The 18,466-nt window shown below is 72.6% G+C and carries 16 protein-coding genes; 8 read left to right on the plus strand and 8 right to left on the minus strand.

Features of this window, described 5'->3' with window-relative positions:
• Positions 1-63: 63 nt before the first annotated feature.
• The 5 genes from VF557_20615 to VF557_20635 are packed head-to-tail and all read right to left on the minus strand — an operon-like array spanning position 64 to position 7,057.
• Positions 64-1,254, minus strand: coding sequence for an amidohydrolase (locus tag VF557_20615; protein ID HEX8082623.1), 1,191 nt, complete (start codon positions 1,252-1,254; stop codon positions 64-66).
• Between the two features lie 15 nt (positions 1,255-1,269).
• On the minus strand, positions 1,270-1,968 hold the full coding sequence (locus tag VF557_20620) for a VOC family protein (protein HEX8082624.1): 699 nt from the start codon (positions 1,966-1,968) through the stop codon (positions 1,270-1,272).
• Positions 1,965-2,954: a methylmalonyl Co-A mutase-associated GTPase MeaB gene (meaB, locus tag VF557_20625; GenBank protein ID HEX8082625.1), complete on the minus strand. Its 990-nt coding sequence runs from the start codon at positions 2,952-2,954 to the stop codon at positions 1,965-1,967. Before meaB ends, VF557_20620 begins: the two co-directional genes overlap by 4 nt.
• Positions 2,955-2,960: 6 nt before the next feature.
• Positions 2,961-5,180, minus strand: coding sequence for a methylmalonyl-CoA mutase (gene scpA, locus VF557_20630; GenBank protein HEX8082626.1), 2,220 nt, complete (start codon positions 5,178-5,180; stop codon positions 2,961-2,963).
• The gene (locus tag VF557_20635; GenBank protein HEX8082627.1) at positions 5,177-7,057 is read right to left on the minus strand and encodes a methylmalonyl-CoA mutase subunit beta; all 1,881 of its coding nucleotides are present in this window, start codon (positions 7,055-7,057) and stop codon (positions 5,177-5,179) included. Before VF557_20635 ends, scpA begins: the two co-directional genes overlap by 4 nt.
• A gap of 117 nt (positions 7,058-7,174) precedes the next feature.
• Between VF557_20635 and VF557_20640 the strand changes: the two genes are divergently transcribed.
• The 3 genes from VF557_20640 to VF557_20650 are packed head-to-tail and all read left to right on the plus strand — an operon-like array spanning position 7,175 to position 10,637.
• Positions 7,175-8,047: a purine-nucleoside phosphorylase gene (locus VF557_20640; GenBank protein ID HEX8082628.1), complete on the plus strand. Its 873-nt coding sequence runs from the start codon at positions 7,175-7,177 to the stop codon at positions 8,045-8,047.
• On the plus strand, positions 8,044-8,880 hold the full coding sequence (locus tag VF557_20645; GenBank protein ID HEX8082629.1) for an NAD(P)-dependent oxidoreductase: 837 nt from the start codon (positions 8,044-8,046) through the stop codon (positions 8,878-8,880). The genes VF557_20640 and VF557_20645 overlap by 4 nt, the downstream gene beginning before the upstream one ends.
• Positions 8,880-10,637: a phospho-sugar mutase gene (locus tag VF557_20650; GenBank protein ID HEX8082630.1), complete on the plus strand. Its 1,758-nt coding sequence runs from the start codon at positions 8,880-8,882 to the stop codon at positions 10,635-10,637. Before VF557_20645 ends, VF557_20650 begins: the two co-directional genes overlap by 1 nt.
• Here the strand turns inward: VF557_20650 and VF557_20655 are convergent.
• From VF557_20655 to upp, 3 genes are all read right to left on the minus strand, one after another.
• Complete coding sequence (locus VF557_20655; protein ID HEX8082631.1) at positions 10,634-11,440, minus strand: hypothetical protein; 807 nt, start codon at positions 11,438-11,440, stop codon at positions 10,634-10,636. The genes VF557_20650 and VF557_20655 overlap by 4 nt on opposite strands.
• A gap of 164 nt (positions 11,441-11,604) precedes the next feature.
• Positions 11,605-12,576: a hypothetical protein gene (locus VF557_20660; protein HEX8082632.1), complete on the minus strand. Its 972-nt coding sequence runs from the start codon at positions 12,574-12,576 to the stop codon at positions 11,605-11,607.
• Between the two features lie 206 nt (positions 12,577-12,782).
• Positions 12,783-13,406 carry a uracil phosphoribosyltransferase gene (upp, locus tag VF557_20665; GenBank protein HEX8082633.1) on the minus strand — a complete coding sequence of 208 codons (624 nt, stop codon included), beginning with the start codon at positions 13,404-13,406 and terminating at the stop codon, positions 12,783-12,785.
• A 78-nt stretch (positions 13,407-13,484) separates the two neighbouring features.
• Here upp and deoC point away from each other — a divergent pair, with 78 nt between their 5' ends.
• The 5 genes from deoC to VF557_20690 all read left to right on the plus strand — a co-directional run.
• Positions 13,485-14,477 (plus strand): deoxyribose-phosphate aldolase, encoded by a 993-nt coding sequence (gene deoC / locus VF557_20670; GenBank protein HEX8082634.1) that lies wholly within the window; start codon positions 13,485-13,487, stop codon positions 14,475-14,477.
• Between the two features lie 8 nt (positions 14,478-14,485).
• On the plus strand, positions 14,486-16,003 hold the full coding sequence (locus VF557_20675) for an aldehyde dehydrogenase family protein (protein HEX8082635.1): 1,518 nt from the start codon (positions 14,486-14,488) through the stop codon (positions 16,001-16,003).
• A 1-nt stretch (position 16,004) separates the two neighbouring features.
• Positions 16,005-16,916 (plus strand): aldehyde dehydrogenase family protein, encoded by a 912-nt coding sequence (locus tag VF557_20680; GenBank protein ID HEX8082636.1) that lies wholly within the window; start codon positions 16,005-16,007, stop codon positions 16,914-16,916.
• A 109-nt stretch (positions 16,917-17,025) separates the two neighbouring features.
• Positions 17,026-17,670 (plus strand): hypothetical protein, encoded by a 645-nt coding sequence (locus tag VF557_20685; protein HEX8082637.1) that lies wholly within the window; start codon positions 17,026-17,028, stop codon positions 17,668-17,670.
• Positions 17,654-18,466, plus strand: an 813-nt coding sequence (locus tag VF557_20690) for an amidase family protein (protein ID HEX8082638.1), incomplete at its 3' end; no start/stop codon positions are given. The genes VF557_20685 and VF557_20690, both read left to right, overlap by 17 nt.

Consider the following 18,466-nt stretch of genomic DNA (forward strand, 5'->3'; position numbering starts at 1 on the left):
ACACCGCACGTCGAAACGGCCAGTCTCGCCCCGATCAGCCGCTCACTCGGCGGTGTTCAGCGCTCAGGCGGGCTTGGCGTCGCCGGCCCAGAACTCGTCGAGCAGCGCGGCGGTGAACCGGACGCCGATCGCCAAGGAGTCCTCGTCGATGTCGAAGTTCGACTGGTGCAGGTCATACAGCGGCGCTCCCGGCGCCCGTACCCCGAGCCTTGCCAGCGCGCCCGGAACCGTCTGCAGGTACCAGGCGAAATCCTCACCGCCCATCGACTGGAGCGTGTCCGAGACGGCGTGCGGGCCGAACGCCGTCAGCGCCGCCTGGGTCTGGACGGTGACCAGCGAGGCGTCGTTGGTGACGGCCGGCACCCCCGGGTCATAGGTGATCTCGATCTCGACGTTCGTCGGCGCCACGATTTGACGGGCCAATTCACTGACGATCGCTTCGAGTTGGTTCCACAGCGTGCCGTCGAGCATCCGGACCGTGCCGCGCAGCGTCCCGGTGGTCGGGATCGCGTTGGCAGCCGAACCGGCCGTCACCGCTCCCCAGACCAGCGAGACCGCGGCCCGCGGATCGATCCGGCGCGACAGCATGCCGGGCAGCTCGGTGATCAGCTTGCCCATGGCATAGATCAGGTCCACGGTCAGCTGCGGACGGGCGGTGTGGCCACCGGGACCGATCAGCCTGATGTCGAGCTGGTTGCACGAGGCGGTGATCGGCCCGGCCCGCAGCCCGATCTGGCCGACGTTCAGCTTCGGGTCGCAGTGCAGGGCGAAGATCTCACCGACACCCTCCAACGCGCCTTCTTTCACCGCCGCTTCGGCTCCGCCGGGCAGCCGTTCCTCGGCGGGTTGGAAGATCAGCCGGACCGAGCCGCCGAGCTCATCGGCCCGGGCCAGGAAGCCGGCGACCGCCAGCAGGATCGCGGTGTGCACGTCGTGCCCGCAGGCGTGGCAGACCCCGGCGTTCTGCGAGGCGTAACTGACCTGCTTGGTGTCGGGCAGCGGCAGCGCGTCGATGTCGGCGCGCAGGGCGACGAAATCCGGCCCGGGGCCGATGTCGCAGGTCACCCCGGTGCCGATCGACAGCCGCTTGGGAGCCAGCCCGTAGCCGCGCAGCACCTTGACGATCAGCTCGGTGGTGCGGTGCTCGGAGTAGCCGACCTCGGGGTAACTGTGCAGCTCGCGCCGCCAGGCCACCAGCTCAGCCTGGTGACTGCCCAGCCAGTCGAGGGCTTGGGCGTGGAGGCTGCTCGGCACAAGGGCACCTTATCTTCAGGCCGGCGCGTCCTCCTCAGCAGTCCGCTCGAAGGCGCAGAACTCGTTACCGGCCGGATCGGCCAGCACGTGCCAGCCAAGGTCACCGCCGCGCGGGCGCAGCAGGGTGGCGCCGGCGTCGATCAGCAGCTGCGGGTCGGCCACCTCGACGTCCCAGTGCACCCGGTTCTTGATCGTCTTCGGCTCGGGAACCCGGCCGAAGACCAGGTACTCGAACGGAACGCCCGGCACCCGGCTCAGCCCCCAGTCACCATCCTCGTCGGACTCCAGCTCACCGCCCAGCACCGAGGCCCACCAGCGGGCCAGCGGCTCCGGCTCGGCGCAGTCGATCACCAGCTCGTACAACCGGTACTCGGGCACCTCGTCGCGGACGAACGCGCAGAACTCCTGGCCGTCCGGGTCGGTCATGACGGTCCACGCCCGGCCTGGGCCGGCCGGCTCGATGATCACCGCGCCGGCGGCGGTGAGCTCGGCCAGTGAGCCGGTGTGGACGTCGAGGTGCACCCGGTTCTTGACGGTCTTGGGCTCGGGCACCGTGTTAAAGCACACGCCATGGCCGACCGACGGGCCGTCCAGCCAGACGTCGGAGTCCTCGCGCCGCAGGGTCAGGCCGAGTGCCGCGGACCAGAACCGGGCCGACGTCTCGACGTCGACGGCGTCGACCACCAGCTCCTTGAACCGCGCCAACGCCGTCACGGGCTGTCTCGCAGACCGGCCAGGATCTGCTCGGCCGCCTGCTCGGCGGTCAACTCGCCGGCCAGCACCGCCCGTTCGGCGGCCTCGGCCAGCTCGCGCGCGGCCGGGGTCCGCAGCTGCTCCAGCAGCCGGTCGCGCACCATCGACCTGGTCCACTCCACCAGCTGGCGGCGCCGCTTGGCCTCGAACCCACCGTCAGCCAGCAGCGTGTCGCGATGACGCTGCACGTGCTTCCACACCTGGTCCAGGCCGCTGTTGTGCAACCCGCTGCAGGTCAGCACCGGCGCCTGCCACTGCCCTTCGGCGCCGCGGAGCAACCGCAGCGCCGAGGACAGCTCGCGGGCCGCCCGCTGCGAGGTGTCCAGGTGCTCGCCGTCGGCCTTGTTGACCGCGATCACATCGGCGATCTCGAGGATCCCGCGTTTCATGCCCTGAAGCTGATCGCCGGTGCGGGCCAGGGTCAGCAACACGAAGGTGTCGACCATGTCGGCCACCACGAACTCCGACTGGCCGACGCCGACCGTCTCGACCAGCACCACGTCATAGCCCGCCGCCTCCATCACCAGCATCGTCTCGCGGGTCGCCTTGGCCACCCCGCCGAGCGTGCCCGAACTCGGCGAGGGCCGCACGAACGCGCTGTCGTCCGCGGCCAGCCGGGTCATCCGGGTCTTGTCGCCCAGGATGCTGCCCCCGCTGCGCGCCGAGGACGGATCCACCGCCAGCACCGCCACCCGGTGGCCGGCCGCCGTCAGATTGCTGCCCAGGGTGTCGATGAAGGTGGACTTGCCGGCCCCGGGCACCCCGGTGACGCCGACCCGCTGCGCCGAGCCGGTGTGCGGCAGCAACCGGGCCAGCAGCTGCTGAGCCTGAGCCCGATGATCGGGCCGGCGGGACTCGACCAGGGTGATGGCGCGTGCGATGGCGGCCCGGTCACCGGCCAGCACGCCGTCGCTCAACGCTCCAACGTCCAGGACCCCGACATCCACCGCGGATCAGCCGGCGCCGGGCTGAGTGGTGAGCACCTCGAGCAACTGCAGCGCGGCCGTCGCGATCACGGTGCCGGGCGGGAAGATCGCCGCCGCGCCCGCCGCCCGCAGCTCGTCGAAGTCCTGCTCCGGGATCACCCCGCCCACCACGATCAGGATGTCGGAACGGCCGAACGCGGCCAGCTCGTCGCGCAGCGCCGGCACCAGGGTGAGGTGACCGGCGGCCAGGGAATTGACACCCACCACGTGCACATCGGCCTCGATCGCCTGCCGGGCCACCTCGGCCGGGGTCTGGAACAGCGGCCCGACGTCGACGTCGAAACCGAGGTCGGCGAAGGCAGTGGCGATCACCTTCTGGCCGCGGTCATGCCCGTCCTGGCCCATCTTCGCGACCAGGATCCGCGGCCGGCGGCCGTGCTCGGCCTCGAACCGGTCGGTGGCCGCCCGGGCCTGCTCGATCGAGGTCACCCTGCCCTCCTGTTCGGCCTCCGCGCCGTACACCCCGGAGATCGTCCTGATCTGCCCGGCATGCCGGCCGAAGACCACCTCCAGCGCGTCGGAGATCTCGCCCACGGTGGCCTTGGCCCGGGCAGCGTCGATCGCCAGCGCCAGCAGATTCTGCTCCAGGCCGGCCGGCCGGCTGCCCTCGGCTATCGCCGCGGCCGCCCGGGTCAGCGCGTCCAGCGCCTGCCGGCAAGCCCGCGGATCGCGTTCGGCCTTCAGGCGCAGCAGTTTCTCACTCTGGGACGCCCGCACCCCGGCGTTGTCGATCTTCAGGACGTCGATCTTCTCGTCCGTCTCGACGCGGTACTTGTTCACCCCGATGACCGGCTGGCGGCCCGAGTCGATCCTGGCCTGGGTGCGGGCGGCGGCCTCCTCGATGCGCAGCTTGGGCAGGCCCTCCTCGATCGCGGCGGCCATCCCACCGGCCTTCTCGACCTCTTCAAGGTGAGACCAGGCGCGCCGGGCCAGGTCATAGGTCAGCTTCTCGACGTAGGCGCTGCCGCCCCACGGGTCGATCACCCGGGTGGTCCCGGACTCCTGCTGCAGCAGCAACTGGGTGTTGCGGGCGATCCGGGCCGAGAAGTCGGTGGGCAACGCCAGCGCCTCGTCCAGGGCGTTGGTGTGCAGCGACTGGGTGTGGCCCTGGGTCGCGGCCATCGCCTCGACGCAGGTGCGCACCGCGTTGTTGAAGACGTCCTGGGCAGTCAGCGACCAGCCCGAGGTCTGGCAGTGCGCCCGCATCGCCAGCGACTTCTGGCTCGCCGGCTTGAACTCACCGACCAGCTTGGCCCACAGCAGCCGGGCCGCGCGCAGCTTGGCGACCTCCATGAAGAAGTTCATGCCGATGCCCCAGAAGAACGACAGCCGGGGCGCGAAGGCGTCGATGTCCATGCCGGCCGCCAGCCCCGCGCGCAGGTACTCCACGCCGTCGGCCAGGGTGTAGGCCAGCTCCAGATCGGCCGTCGCACCGGCCTCCTGGATGTGATAGCCCGAGATCGAGATGGAGTTGTAGCGGGGCATCCGCGCCGCGGTGTAGGCGAAGATGTCGCTGATGATCGTCATCGACGGGACCGGTGGGTAGATGTAGGTGTTGCGCACCATGAACTCTTTGAGGATGTCGTTCTGGATGGTGCCGGTCAGCTGCTCGGGCGCCACCCCCTGCTCCTCGGCGGCCACCACGAACAGCGCCAGCACCGGCAGCACCGCGCCGTTCATGGTCATCGACACGCTCATCCGGTCCAGCGGGATGCCGCTGAACAGCTCGCGCATGTCATAGATCGAGTCGATCGCCACCCCGGCCATCCCGACGTCGCCGACCACCCGTGGGTTGTCGCTGTCATAACCCCGGTGGGTGGGCAGGTCGAAGGCGACCGACAAGCCCTTCTGACCGGCGGCCAGGTTGCGCCGGTAGAAGGCGTTGGACTCGGCGGCGGTGGAGAACCCGGCGTACTGCCGGATGGTCCAGGGCTGGTTGACATACATGGTGGGGTAGGGCCCGCGCAGGAACGGCGCGATGCCCGGATAGGTGTCGAGAAAGTCCAGGCCCGCGAGGTCGGCGGCGGTGTAGAGCTCAGCCACCTCGATGCCCTCCGGGGTGCTCCAGCCGCCGGCTGTCCCGTCCCCCGGCGGGTTCAGCGGGTTCGGCCGGTCCGCCTGGTTCGGCTGCCCCGGCTCTGCGGGCGCCGGCCGGCCCAGCGACAGCTCGCCGAAGTCGGGAATCACGCGGGCACCCCCAGCACCTCGAAGATCGAGCGCAGGGCGGCGACCGCGTCACAGCCGGTGTGGATCGCGGCGTCGACCGCTCCCCCGGCGGCCAGCGCCGGCGGGCCGGCGATCCAGACCTGCTCCGCGCCGGCGGACTTCAGCGCGGTGGCCAGCGGCTCGGCGCGCGCGGCGTACTCCGGATCGGCGGCGCACAGCACCGCCAGCGCCGTCGCGCTCGCTTCGAACTCCGCCACCAGCTCGTCCGGCTCACCGGCGCCCACCACAGCCTCGATGCCGCCGGCTGCCAGCAGGTTGCGGGTGAAACCCAGCCGCCCGGTGCGCGCGGGGACCGGGCCGAACGCGGCCAGGAACACCTTCGGCCGTGCGCCGGTGGCGGCCAGTCGGGCGTCCGAGCGATCCCGCAGCGCCTCGAACGGCTCCGCGTACCGCACCCTGGGCAACCCACCGGACGGTGGTTGCGGCTGCGGCCGGCGGCTGATCAGAGACTCCTCGGGCATCGCGAACTCGCTGACGCCGGTGATCGGATCGCGGCGGCGGGCGATGTTGTCCCGGCGCGGTTGCCAGCTGGCCGCCAGCAGCGAGGCCAGCTCGCCGGACTCCAGCGCGGCCACCGCGCCGCCGGCCCGCTCGATCGCGGTGAACTTGTTCCAGGCGACCTCGGCCAGTTGCTCGGTCAGCGACTCGAGGTACCAGGAGCCGCCGGCCGGGTCGAGCACCCTGGCCAGGCTGGACTCGTCGTGCAGGATCGACTGGGTGTTGCGGGCGATCCGGCGTCCGAAGTCGTCGGGCAGCCCGACCGCGGAGTCGAACGGGGCCACGGTGATCGCCTCGGCGCCGGCGACGGCCGCCGCGAAGCATCCGATGGTGGCCCGCAGCAGGTTCACCCACGGATCGCGCCGGGTCAACGTGACCGCGGCGGTGACCGCGTGCTGGCGCTGGCCCGGGCTGCCCGCCGCCGCGCCGCACAGCTCGGCCACCCGGCCCCAGAGCCGGCGGCCGGCCCTGAGCTTGGCCATCGAGGCCCACTGGTCGGCGCTGACGGCGTAGCGGAACTCCAGCCGCGCCAGGGCCGCGTCGACGCTCAGGCCGGCCTGGGTCAGGGCGCGCAGGTAGGCCACCCCGACGGCGACGCTGATCGCCAGCTCGTCGGAGTCGCTGCCGCCGGCCTCGGAGTAGACGCTGGCATCGACGGTGCTCAACAGCAGCCGGGGAAACTCCGCGGCGGCCTCGGCCAGCCGCGGGAGAAGGGAGAGGTCCGGCCGGTCGCCGGTGCGCGCGGCGTGCCCGATCGGGTCCGCGCCCAGCGTGCCGGCCAGCTCGGCCGGATCCAGGCCGCGGGCGCTCACCAGCCGCAGCAGCGCCTCGGCCGCCGCGCCGGTCTCGGCCCCGGCGTCCAGAGCGACGGGCGCCAGCTCCAGGTACATCCCGTCCAGGACGGCGGCCAGCGACTCGACCGGAGCCCCGACGCCGCTCGACGAGGCGCCCAGCTGCAGCCAGATCGAGGAGGCCCCGCCGGCCAGCTCGGTCAGCACCGCCCGGTTGCTCGCCGCCGGGTCCGGATCGGCGACCCGCTGCCGGACGTCCCACCCTGCCCGCCGGGCGCTCGACCCGCGGGTGAACGGCGGCTCGCCCGGCAGCCCGGCGGCCTCGAGCCCCACGCCCTCGGGCAGGTCGGCGGCGGTGTAGAGCGGGGCGATCAGCAGGCCGTCGTAGGTGCGGTAGGACAGCGCGTCCTCGGGCCCGCCGTCGCCCACGCCCTCGCCGACGTTGACCCCGGACTTGGCGAGCACCGCGGCCACCAGCGAACGCCACTGCTCCCGGGTCGCCGCCGGAAAGTCACCGGCCAGCGCGAGGTGATCGGGGAGCGCCGTCATAGCGCGATGTTAGAGCGAACCGGCTCGCGGCGGGCGCGGGGTGGCCTATCTCTCGGCGCTGGTCGGCGCCCAGCCGTGCCGGCCCGGGGTGCGGGCCGCGGGCTAGGCTCAGCTCCCGTGACTGAGACCGAGATCGAGACCGGAGATTCGGCCGGCGGCCGGCAGCCGCGGCAGCCCGACGTCCACTCGGCCGACCCGGGGCAGCTGGCCGCCGAGGCGGCCCGGGAACTGGCCGTCCGGACCGGCGCGCAGCGCCATGACCTGGCTCTGGTGCTCGGCTCCGGGTGGCTGCCGGCGGTGACTGCGCTCAGCGAGCGCGCCACCGCCGATGAGGAGTTCGCCAGCACCGAGCTGCCCGGCTTCCTGCCGACGGCGGTCGCCGGGCACGCCGGCACGATCCGGTCGCTGGCCCTGGACGGCAAGCGGGTCCTGATCTTCTCCGGGCGCACCCACTTCTACGAGGGCCGGGGGGTGGCGGCGGTGGTGCACGGCGTGCGGGTGGCCGCGGCCGCCGGCTGCGCGGTCACGGTGCTGACCAACGGCTGCGGCGGGCTGCGCGCCGACATGCGGGTGGGTGATCCGGTGCTGATCTCTGACCACCTGAACCTGACCGCCACCTCGCCGCTGGTCGGGCCCCGGTTCGTGGACCTGACCGACCTGTACTCACCGCGGCTGCGAGCCCTGATGCGCGAGATCGACCCGTCGCTGGCCGAGGGGGTGTACGCGCAATTCCCCGGCCCGCACTACGAGACCCCCGCCGAGGTGCGGATGGCCAGGGTGCTGGGCGCTGACCTGGTGGGCATGTCCACCGCGCTGGAGGCGATCGCCGCCCGGGCCGAGGGCTCGGAGGTGCTCGGCATCTCGCTGGTCACCAACCTGGCGGCCGGCATGACCGGGCAGCCGCTGAACCATGAAGAGGTGCTGGCCGCCGGCAAGGCAGCCGCGGTCCGGGCCGGCGGGTTGCTCGGCGAGCTGATCGGCCGGCTGTGACCGTCCTGATCACCGGCTCGGGCGGCAAGATCGGCCGCTCGTTGGCGACGCTGCTGTCGGAGCTGGGCTGGCAGCTCAGGGGCTTCGACCGGCAGCCGGCGACCGGACCGGTCGAGCAGGTCCACGGCGACATCACCGACCCGCACGCGCTGGACCGGGCGATGGCCGGGGTGCAGGCCGTCGTCCACCTGGCCGGCCAGTCCACCGAGGCGCCCTGGCCGGTGATCCGCGAGGCCAACATCGAGGGCGCCTACCAGGTGTTCGAGGCGGCCCGGCGGGCCGGCGTCCGGCGGGTCGTCTACGCCTCGTCCAACCATGCGGTCGGTTTCACGCCGCGGCAGCCGAGCGCCGCCGGCTCGCACGAGTTCCCGGACGGCGGCCCCGCGGCCGACCTGGCCGCCGACACCCCGGCCCGGCCCGACACCCTGTACGGGGTCAGCAAGGTGTTCGGCGAGGCGCTCGGGCGCTACTACGTTGACCGCTACGGCATGCAGGTCGCCTGCCTGCGGATCGGCACCTTCGACGACACCCCGCCCGACGCCCGGGCGATGGCCACCTGGCTGTCACCGCGGGACTGCGCCAGGCTGGTGGACGCGTGCCTGCGCACCGACCGGTTGGGCTTCGCGCTGGTGTGGGGGGTCTCGGCGAACCGGGACCGGTGGTGGTCCCTCGACGCCGGGCACGCGCTGGGCTACCAGCCGCTGGACGACGCCAGCGGGTTGCGATTCGATCCGCGGCAGGCCGCGGACGCCGCCGAGCTGGTCGGCGGCGGTTTCACCGATCCGTCCTTCGGCATCGACGAGGTGCTCCAGCGCCTGCGGCAGGAGTCCTGATGAGCGCCGTGGTCGTCCCCCAGCAGCTCGCCGACCAGGTCACCGGCTGGATCGCCGACGAGCCCGACCCGGACGCCGCCGCCGAGCTGCGGGCGCTGCTGGACCGGGCGCGCGACGGTGACCCGGCCGCGCTGGCCGAGCTCGGCGACCGGTTCGCCGGGCCGCTGACCTTCGGCACCGCCGGCCTGCGCGGGCCACTGCGGGCCGGCCCGAACGGCATGAACACCGCTGTGGTGCGGCAGGCGGCGGCCGGGCTGGCGGCCCAGCTCACCGCGTCCGGACGGGGCGGCGGCATCGTGGTGATCGGCTATGACGGCCGGCACGGCTCGCGGTCCTTCGCCACCGACTCCGCGGCGATCCTGGCCGCGGCCGGCTTCGACGTCCGGCTGCTGCCCCGGCTGCTGCCGACCCCGCTGCTGGCCTTCGCGGTCAACCACTTCGGCGCGGTGGCCGGGGTGATGGTCACCGCCTCGCACAACCCGCCGCAGGACAACGGCTACAAGGTCTACGCCCACGACGGCGCGCAGATCGTGCCGCCGATGGACGCCGAGATCGAGGCCGCGATCCGGGCCGTCGGGCCGGTGCGCGAGATCGCGATGTCGACCGGTTACCGGACGCTGGACGAGTCGGTGGTCCAGGCCTACGTGGCGGCGGTGGCGAATCTGGCGCGGCCCGGCACCCCCCGCGAGCTGCGGGTGGTGCACACCTCCCTGCACGGAGTCGGCGCCCCGGTCGTCCGGGCGGTGTTCGCCGCGGCCGGCTTCAGCACGCCGAACGAGGTCAGCGAGCAGGCCGAGCCCGATCCGGACTTTCCGACGGTGAGCTTTCCCAACCCGGAGGAGCCCGGGGCGATGGACCTGGCGTTGGCGCTGGCCGGGGACTGCCAGGCCGACCTGATCATCGCCAACGACCCGGACGCCGACCGGTGCGCGGTGGGCGCGCTGTTCCCGGCGGTCGCTGACCGTCCGGCGGGCTGGCGGATGCTGCGCGGCGACGAGCTGGGCGTGCTGCTGGCGGACTGCCTGCTGCGCCGCGGCGTCCGCGGCACCTACGCCACCACCATCGTCTCCTCGACGATGCTGGCGGCGATGGCGGCCAAGCACGGGGTGGGCTTCGCCGAGACGCTCACCGGGTTCAAGTGGATCTCGCGCGCCGCGCCGGACCTGGTGTACGGCTATGAGGAAGCGCTGGGCTACGCGGTCGCGCCGGAGCGGGTGCGTGACAAGGACGGCATCTCGGCGGCGCTGCTGATCGCCGAGCTGGCGGCCGGTCTCAAGGCCGAGGGCTCGTCGCTGCCCCGGCGGCTGGCCGAGCTGGCCGCCGAATACGGACTGCATGCCACCAGCCAGCTGTCCTGGCGGGTCACCGACCTCGGCCTGATCGCCGCGGCGATGAGCCGGTTGCGAGCCGCTCCCCCCAGCCGGCTGCTGGGCCGGCCGGTCAGCGTGAGCGACCTGGCGCCGGACAACGACGTGGTGATCCTGCGCTTCGAGGGCGGCCGGGTGGTGGTGCGGCCCTCGGGCACCGAGCCCAAGTGCAAGGCCTACCTGGAACTTGTGATGCCCATCGGTGAACCGGAGCTGCCGACCGGCGCTGAGCCGGAGCTGCCGACCGGCGCTGAGCCGGCGGCCGGCGCTGAGCCGGCGGGTGACGACCGGCTGATGGCGGCCGTCGCGGCGGCCGAGCAGCGAGCCACTGCCGAGCTGGCCGCGCTGGCGGCCGAGGTGACCCGGGCCCTCGGGATGGCCGGCGACTAGCTCGGGAACCGCACCGGGCACTCGCCGGTGAGCAACCGCTCCGGCGGCGCCTCGGCTGCTGTGCGGCGCGGCAGGCAACCGGTGCGCTGCAGGCTGCCGTCGACCAACCGGTAGGTGGCCCAGTAGTTGCGGCCGCTGGCGTAGTTGGGCTGGTAGTCGTTCTCGGTGCCCAGCACGTCCAGCCAGCCGTCGTGGTCGAAGTCGGCGGCCAGCGGCCGGCCGCCGTCGAAGGTCACGCCCGCCTGAGCCGGGCTGTCCAGCGCGCCCGAGCGCAACAGCACCAACTCGGCGGTGCCGGCATGCGAACCCACCTCGGCGAGGACCGCGCAGTGCGCGATCGCCTTACCGGCAGCCGGCAGGCAGTCCAGCTTTGCCGTCCAGCCGAAACCCGCTCGACCGACCCACCATTGCCGGTGCTGGTCCTCGTGCAGCAGCTGGAGCACCGGGGTGCTGAGGTCGGGTTGCTTCAGCGCCGTGGTGGGCGCGGCGCTGGACCACAACCGCACCGAGTAACCGTCGCCGAGCCGCACCGGTTGTCCCGGCGTGCAGGACCATTGCCGGCACGGCGCGTCCGATGAGCCGGTAGCGGGGCCGGGCGAGGTCGAGCCGGGCGCCGGCGCCGAGCTGGAGGTCGTCTTGTTGCCGGCTGCCGGCGCGTCGGCCTGCTTGCCCGAGCCGGCGCATCCAGCCAGCGCCACGCTCACCACCAGTGCCGATCCCAGCAGCACGGCGATCCGGCCGAACGGAAACCCGGCCGGACGGAACGGCCGGTTTCGGCCCAGGACTGTCGCACGCTTGATCATCTGACACCTTCTCGGCAAGCATCTTCATCCGGCGGTGGTCTTCGCCGGCATTGAGAAGCGCCACCGCTTCCATCAGAACACCGAACCCGGTGCTGCGCTCGCAGCACACGGCATCAAGTCGGTAACGCACGGCATCAAGTCGGTAACAGGGCCCGACCGGGATGTCAGGAGGTGGCGGTGGGGCTCGCGCTCGGGACCGGCGGACTGCTGCTGGGACGCCCGCGGCGGTTGCCGTCCAGCTGCGCGCTGGTGCTCGGAGCCGGACTCATCTTGGCGGTCGCCGGCTCGCCACCGACCTCGATGATCGAGCGCAGCACGCCCGCGGCGTCGATCGCCACCTGGGCGAAGAATCCGGAATCCGCTGCGTTGATCAGCTGATCCGGGGTGCACGCGCTGCCGGCCGGCGGGCAGATGCTGCCACCGGAAGTGATGGTCATCGAGGGGGCCAGCGCGGCGGAGAAGCTCTGCCTGCCGCTGATCAGGTACAGGTCGCCGCCGTCGATCCCGGCCCGGGGCCGGACGGTGGCGAACTGGTAGACGAGCCGGCTGCTGGCCTGGTCATAGCCGCTGACCCGGATCACCGCGTTGCCCAGCGGGCCGCTGGGTGAAGGCGTCGGCGCCGGGCTGCCCGCCGGTGTGCTCGGGGCCGCGGTGCGCTCGATGGTCCCGGACCCGGCCGCCGCTGTCGGCAACGGTGGCGCGACGCTGCTCAGGCCAGGCCTGCCGGCGACTCCCGCCCCACCCCCGCCGGAGACGCTCCCCTCAGCAGTGACCCCGCCAGCGGAGCCGACGCCGGTGGCGCCGTGGCTGCTGGCGACACCGGCAGCCGGCGGGGTCGGGGGCTTCGCCGCGTGTCCGGGCCGGGCCGGCAGCGGCCGGGCCGGCGTCCGCCTGGCCGAGACGGACTCGTCAGTGCTGGTCGACGGCGCCACCACCTGGCCCGGCCGGGCCGGCAGGTCGTTGTCGGATCCGATCGCCGAGGCGGTGATCATGGTCGCTGCCGCTGCCACCGCCACCGAACCGCCGAGCGCGGCGACCAGCATGCCGCCGCCGAGCACGAACGGCCCGAGCACGACGCGCCGGACGGGCAGCAGCCGAGCCACCCCGCGCCGCTCGCGCGGAACCTCTTCGAACATGCACCAAGCTCCTGACGTCCGACGCGGCTGGCGAGCTACCGGTAAGACGCTTCAGACCGGTAGAACGTTGCATGGCGCAACGTCCAGGCGAGTCAGGTGGAATTCCTCACCTGTATGACCAGGACGAGGAGGGCTCAAACATCTCACCTGATACCGAGAGGTCGCAACCGCTTAACCAAGCCCTTAACCGAGCCGTCATCAAAGCGTTAACGAGGCCCGAACTGGCGGTCACCGGCGTCACCCAGGCCGGGCACGATGTAGGCGTTGGAGTTGAGGCCCTCGTCGACGCTGGCGGTGAACAGCCGGCCGGCCAGCCCGCTGCGCTCGACGGTCGCGATGCCCTCGGGAGCGGCCAGCGCGCAGATCACCGTGATGTCGCTTGCCCCGCGCGAGGCGAGTAGTTCACAACAATGCACCAGCGAGCCACCGGTGGCCAGCATCGGATCGAGCACCAGCACCGGCCGGCCGGCCAGCGAGTCGGGCAACGAGGCCATGTAGGCGACGGGCAGGTGGGTCTGCTCGTCACGGGCCAGCCCGACAAAGCCCATCTGGGACTCCGGCAGCAGGTTGAACGCCGCCTCGGCCATCCCCAGCCCGGCCCGCAGCACCGGAACCAGCAACGGCGGGTTGGCCAGCGTGGCGCCCAGCGTCGGGCCGACCGGGGTCCTGATCGGCACCTCGGTCACCGGCAACTGCCGGGTCGCCTCGTAGACCAGCAGCGTCGCCAGCTCACGCAGCGCCGCCCGGAACTCGGCATTGCTGCTGGTCTCATCCCGCATCACGGATAGGCGGGTGCGCACGATCGGGTGGTCCACGATGACGGTCTGCACGCCAGGAGCCTAGCGGCGAGCCGGGCAGGTCCATCGCAACGAACGCGACCCGGCGGTCCACGACCTAGACTGGCGCGCGTGAGTGTTCTCCTGAGCCAATCCGCCGGGACCGGCCCGGCCACATCAGGTCTGGCCGCGTCCAGCCTGGCTGAAGCAGGCCGCGACGACGCCTCGCTGCGCCGGTTCCTGCACGGCCTGCCGGGCGTCGACCAGGTCGGCGCCGAGGCCCGGGCGGCGGCGCTGGCGACTCGCAGCATCAAGACCAGCGCCAAGGCCTGGGCCATCGACATGTCCATCCGGATGGTCGACCTGACCACCCTGGAAGGCTCTGACACGCCGGGCAAGGTGCGCTCGCTGTGCGCCAAGGCCGCCCGGCCGGACCCCTCGGACGCCAGCGCGCCGCCGGTCGCCGCGGTCTGCGTCTACCCCGACATGGTCGAGGTCGCGGTTCAGGCGCTGCGCGGCACCGAGGTTCAGGTGGCCTCGGTGGCCACCGCCTTCCCGTCCGGCCGCGCCGCACTGGCCACCAAGCTGGTCGACGTCGCCGAGGCGGTCGCGGCCGGCGCGACCGAGATCGACATGGTGATCGACCGGGGCGCGTTCCTGGCCGGGAACTACCTGAAGGTGTTCTCCGAGATCGTGGCGGTCAAGCACGCCTGCGGACCCGCCCACCTCAAGGTGATCCTGGAAACCGGCGAGCTGGTCACCCTGGACGCGGTCCGGCGGGCGTCCTGGCTGGCCCTGCTGGCCGGCGGTGACTTTATCAAGACCTCGACCGGCAAGGTCAGCCCGGCCGCGACCCCGCCGGTGGCGCTGGTGATGCTGCAGGCGGTCCGGGACTTCGCGGCCCGCACCGGCGAGGTGCGCGGGGTGAAGCTGGCCGGCGGGATTCGCACCACCAAGGAGGCCGTCCGCTACCTGGTGATGGTCAACGAGGTGGCCGGGCAGCGCTGGCTGGACCCGCGGACGTTCCGGTTCGGCGCGTCCTCACTGCTCAATGACCTGCTGCAGCAGCGGCACAAACTGAGTTCGGGCGCCTATGACGGCCCCGACTACGTCACGATCGACTGAGAAGGCCGATGGCAACGACCGAGCCCGCCGACATGTCCCAGCAGCCGACCGGGCTGGCGAACCGGAAGGACGCTGTGACAACCCCCCAGACCGCGTTCGAGTACGCCCCGGCGCCGGAGTCGCGCGCCATCGCCCGGCTCAGGCCCTCCTACGGCATCTTCGTCGACGGCGAGTTCCGCGCCGGCCGGGGCGAGGCGGTCAAGACCGTCAACCCGGCCACCGAGGAGCCGCTGGCCGAGGTCGCCGAGGCGAACGAGGCCGACGTGGTCGACGCGGTGGCCGCCGCCCGGCGGGCCTACGAGGGCAGCTGGTCACGGCTGCCGGGCTCCGAACGCGCCAAGTACCTGTTCCGGATCGCGCGGGCCATCCAGGAGCGCGGCCGCGAACTGGCGGTGCTGGAGTCCCTGGACAACGGCAAGCCGATCAAGGAAGCGCGCGATGTCGACATTCCCAACGCCGCCGCGCACTTCTTCTACTACGCCGGCTGGGCCGACAAGCTGGGCTACGCCGGGTTCGGCCCCGACCCGCGCCCGGTCGGGGTCGCCGGCCAGATCATCCCGTGGAACTTCCCGCTGCTGATGGCCGCCTGGAAGATCGCGCCGGCGCTGGCCACCGGCAACACCGTGGTGCTCAAGCCGGCCGAGACCACGCCGCTGACCGCGCTGACGCTGGCCGAGATCATCGCCGAGTGCGACCTGCCGCCCGGCGTGGTGAACGTGCTGGCCGGCGGCCCGGCGGTCGGCCAGGCCCTGGTCGAGCAGCCGGGGGTCGACAAGATCGCCTTCACCGGCTCGACCGCGGTCGGCAAGGCGCTGCAGCGCTCGGTCGCCGTCTCGGGCAAGCGGCTGTCGCTGGAGCTGGGCGGCAAGGCCGCCAACATCGTCTTCGACGACGCCGCGATCGACCAGGCCGTCGAGGGGATCGTCAACGGGATCTTCTTCAACCAGGGCCACGTCTGCTGCGCCGGCTCCCGGCTGCTGGTGCAGGAATCGGTGCACGACGAGGTCGTCTCAGCCCTGCAGGAACGGCTGCAGACGCTGCGCCTGGGTGACCCGCTGGACAAGAACACCGACATCGGAGCCATCAACTCCGCCGTCCAGCTGGCCCGGGTTCGCGAGCTGGCCGACGTCGGCGAGGCCGAGGGCGCCACCCGCTGGTCGCCGGCCTGCACGTTGCCGGACCGGGGTTTCTGGTTCCCGCCTACGGTGTTCACCGGCGCCAGCCAGTCGAGCCGGATCGCCCGGGAGGAGATCTTCGGCCCCGTCCTGACGGTGCTGACCTTCCGGACGCCGCAGGAGGCGGTCGACAAGGCCAACAACACCCCGTACGGGCTGTCGGCCGGCATCTGGACGGAGAAGGGCTCGCGGATCCTGTGGATGGCCAGCCGGCTGCGGGCCGGCGTGATCTGGGCCAACACCTTCAACCGCTTCGACCCGACTTCGCCGTTCGGCGGCTACTCCGAGTCAGGCTTCGGCCGTGAGGGCGGACGCCACGGCCTTGCCGCCTATCTCCAGAGCGAGGCCTGAGATGCCCAGCAAGCCGGCCCAGTCGGACAAGCCTGCCCGGTCCGGCAGCACGCCCAGCCCGCGGCTGGCGGTCCGCAAGACCTACAAGCTCTACATCGGCGGCGCGTTCCCCCGATCGGAGTCCGGGCGCTCCTACCCGGTCACCGATCCGGCCGGCCAGTTGCTGGCCCACGCCGCGCAGGCCTCGCGCAAGGACCTGCGCGACGCCGTGACGGCGGCCCGCAAGGCGTTCGCCGGCTGGTCGGGCGCCACCGCCTACAACCGCGGCCAGGTGCTCTACCGGATCGCGGAGATGCTGGAGGGGCGTCGCGAGCAGTTCATCGCCGAGGTCGCCGCGGCCGAGGGCTGCGGGCCCGACGCTGCCGAGGCCCAGGTGGACGCCGCCATCGACCGCTGGGTCTGGTACGCCGGCTGGAGCGACAAGTACGCCCAAGTGGTGGGTGGAGCCAACCCGGTCGCCGGGCCGTACTTCAACTTCTCGCTGCCCGAGCCGTCCGGCGTGGTCGCCATCATCGCCCCCCAGGAGTCCTCGCTGCTGGGCTTCGTCTCGGTGGTCGCGCCGGCGCTGACCACCGGCAACACCGTGGTGGTGCTGGCCTCGCAGGACCGGCCGCTGCCCGCGGTCTCGCTCAGCGAGGCACTGGCCACCTCGGACCTGCCGGGCGGGGTGCTGAACCTGCTGACCGGGTCGGCGGCCGAGCTGGCCCCGTGGCTGGCCAGCCACCGCGACGTCGACTGCCTCGACCTGACCGGCATCGCGCCCGCCGACCGGGTGCCGCTGGCCCAGGCGGCGGCGGACAACGTCAAGCGGGTGCTCGCGCCGGCGACGCTGGACCTCGACGCCGAGCCCGGCATGTCGCGGCTGGCTGCCTTCGTCGAAACCAAGACCGTCTGGCACCCGCTGGGAGTGTGAGGTCGACTGTTTCTGCGGAGTGCGGAAATAGTCGCAGGCTCGGGTCGTATTCACGGGCCTTCTGAGCCCGGCTCGGTTGCGATGGCGTCCACCGGCTAAGTTGCCTGTCATGCCGTCCTTCGCTGATCCCATCGTCGCCATCTCGCTGGCCGCCAACGGGCGCTCCGGCCTCACCCTGTTCGCACCGCCGTGGGAGGACACCGACGGAGAGGAGTGGCAGGGCTTTCTCGGGGACGGCTCCAAGATCGTGCTGCTGGGCACCCCGGACGAGCTCAACACCTGGCTGGGCGATCATCCCGACCACGACCTGGCCGACCACCCGGCCTGGCAGGCGTTCGCGAACAAGGGCAAGGGCGCGCTGTCACCGGCGCCCGAGGCGCACTACGACTTCGACCGGGTCTACGAGCTGGCCGCCGGCGAACCGGATGCCGAGACGGTCTCCGAGCTGGCCGACATCGTCGACGTCGCGGCCCGGATCGCGGACTGCTGCGAGGACGGCATGCTGCGCTCGCTGCTGACCGGCACCCGCGAGTACGCGCTGCTGGTCGAGGGCGATACCGGTTACTCCGGCAAGGACGGCGCCCCGGAGTGGTCCCGGCTCGGCGACGTGATCGCCAAGAGCTGGGAGCGCGCGCTGGTCCGGATCGAGTCCTGGCTGCGCTGGGAAGGCTCCAGCGTCACCCCGGTGACCGCCGTCGAAGAGGACGCCGCGTCCGATGCCGCCGTCGACGACGCCGATGACGAGACCCGCTGAGCACACGGCGGCCGAAGCCGAGCGGCTACTGGCCGGCGGCGCCCTGACGGCGCTGGAGCTCACCGACTTCTACCTCGACCGGATCGAGCGGCTGAACCCCCGGCTGGCCGCGGTGATCGCCCTGGACGCCGACGGGGCCCGCGCGGCTGCCTCGGCCAGCGACGCCCGGCGCCGCGACGGCGCCCCGCTCGGCCCGCTGGACGGGGTCCCGATCCTGATCAAGGACAACATCGAAGCCGTCGGACTGCCCTGCACCGCCGGCTCCCGGGCGCTGCTGGACTCACCGCCGGCCGCCGACGCCCCGCTGGTGACCCGGTTGCGCGGCAACGGCCTGGTGGTGCTGGGCTCCACCAACCTGTCCGAGTGGGCCAACTTTCGCTCGACCGCCTCGACCAGCGGTTGGAGCGCGGTCGGCGGCCAGACCCGCAACCCGTTCGACCCCGCTCGCAACACCTCCGGCTCGTCCTCGGGGTCGGCGGCGGCGATCGCGGCCGGGCTGGCCCCGCTGGCGGTGGGCACCGAGACCGACGGCTCGATCGTCTCGCCCGCCGGGGTGTGCGGCGTGGTCGGCTTCAAGCCGACGCTGGGCCGGGTGCCAGGCGCCGGCATCGTGCCGATCAGCTCGCGGCAGGACACCGCCGGCACGATGGCCCGAACGGTCGCCGACGCCGCCACGCTGTTCGCGGTGCTCGCGGGTGGCTCACCGGGCGAGCGGCCAGCTGGCGGCGGCAGCACCGGGCTGGCCGGACGCCGGGTGGCGCTCTGGCGCCCGGACGGGATGACCGAGGGCGTCACG

This window comes from Jatrophihabitans sp. (genome assembly GCA_036389035.1).
GTDB lineage: Bacteria > Actinomycetota > Actinomycetes > Mycobacteriales > Jatrophihabitantaceae > Jatrophihabitans_A.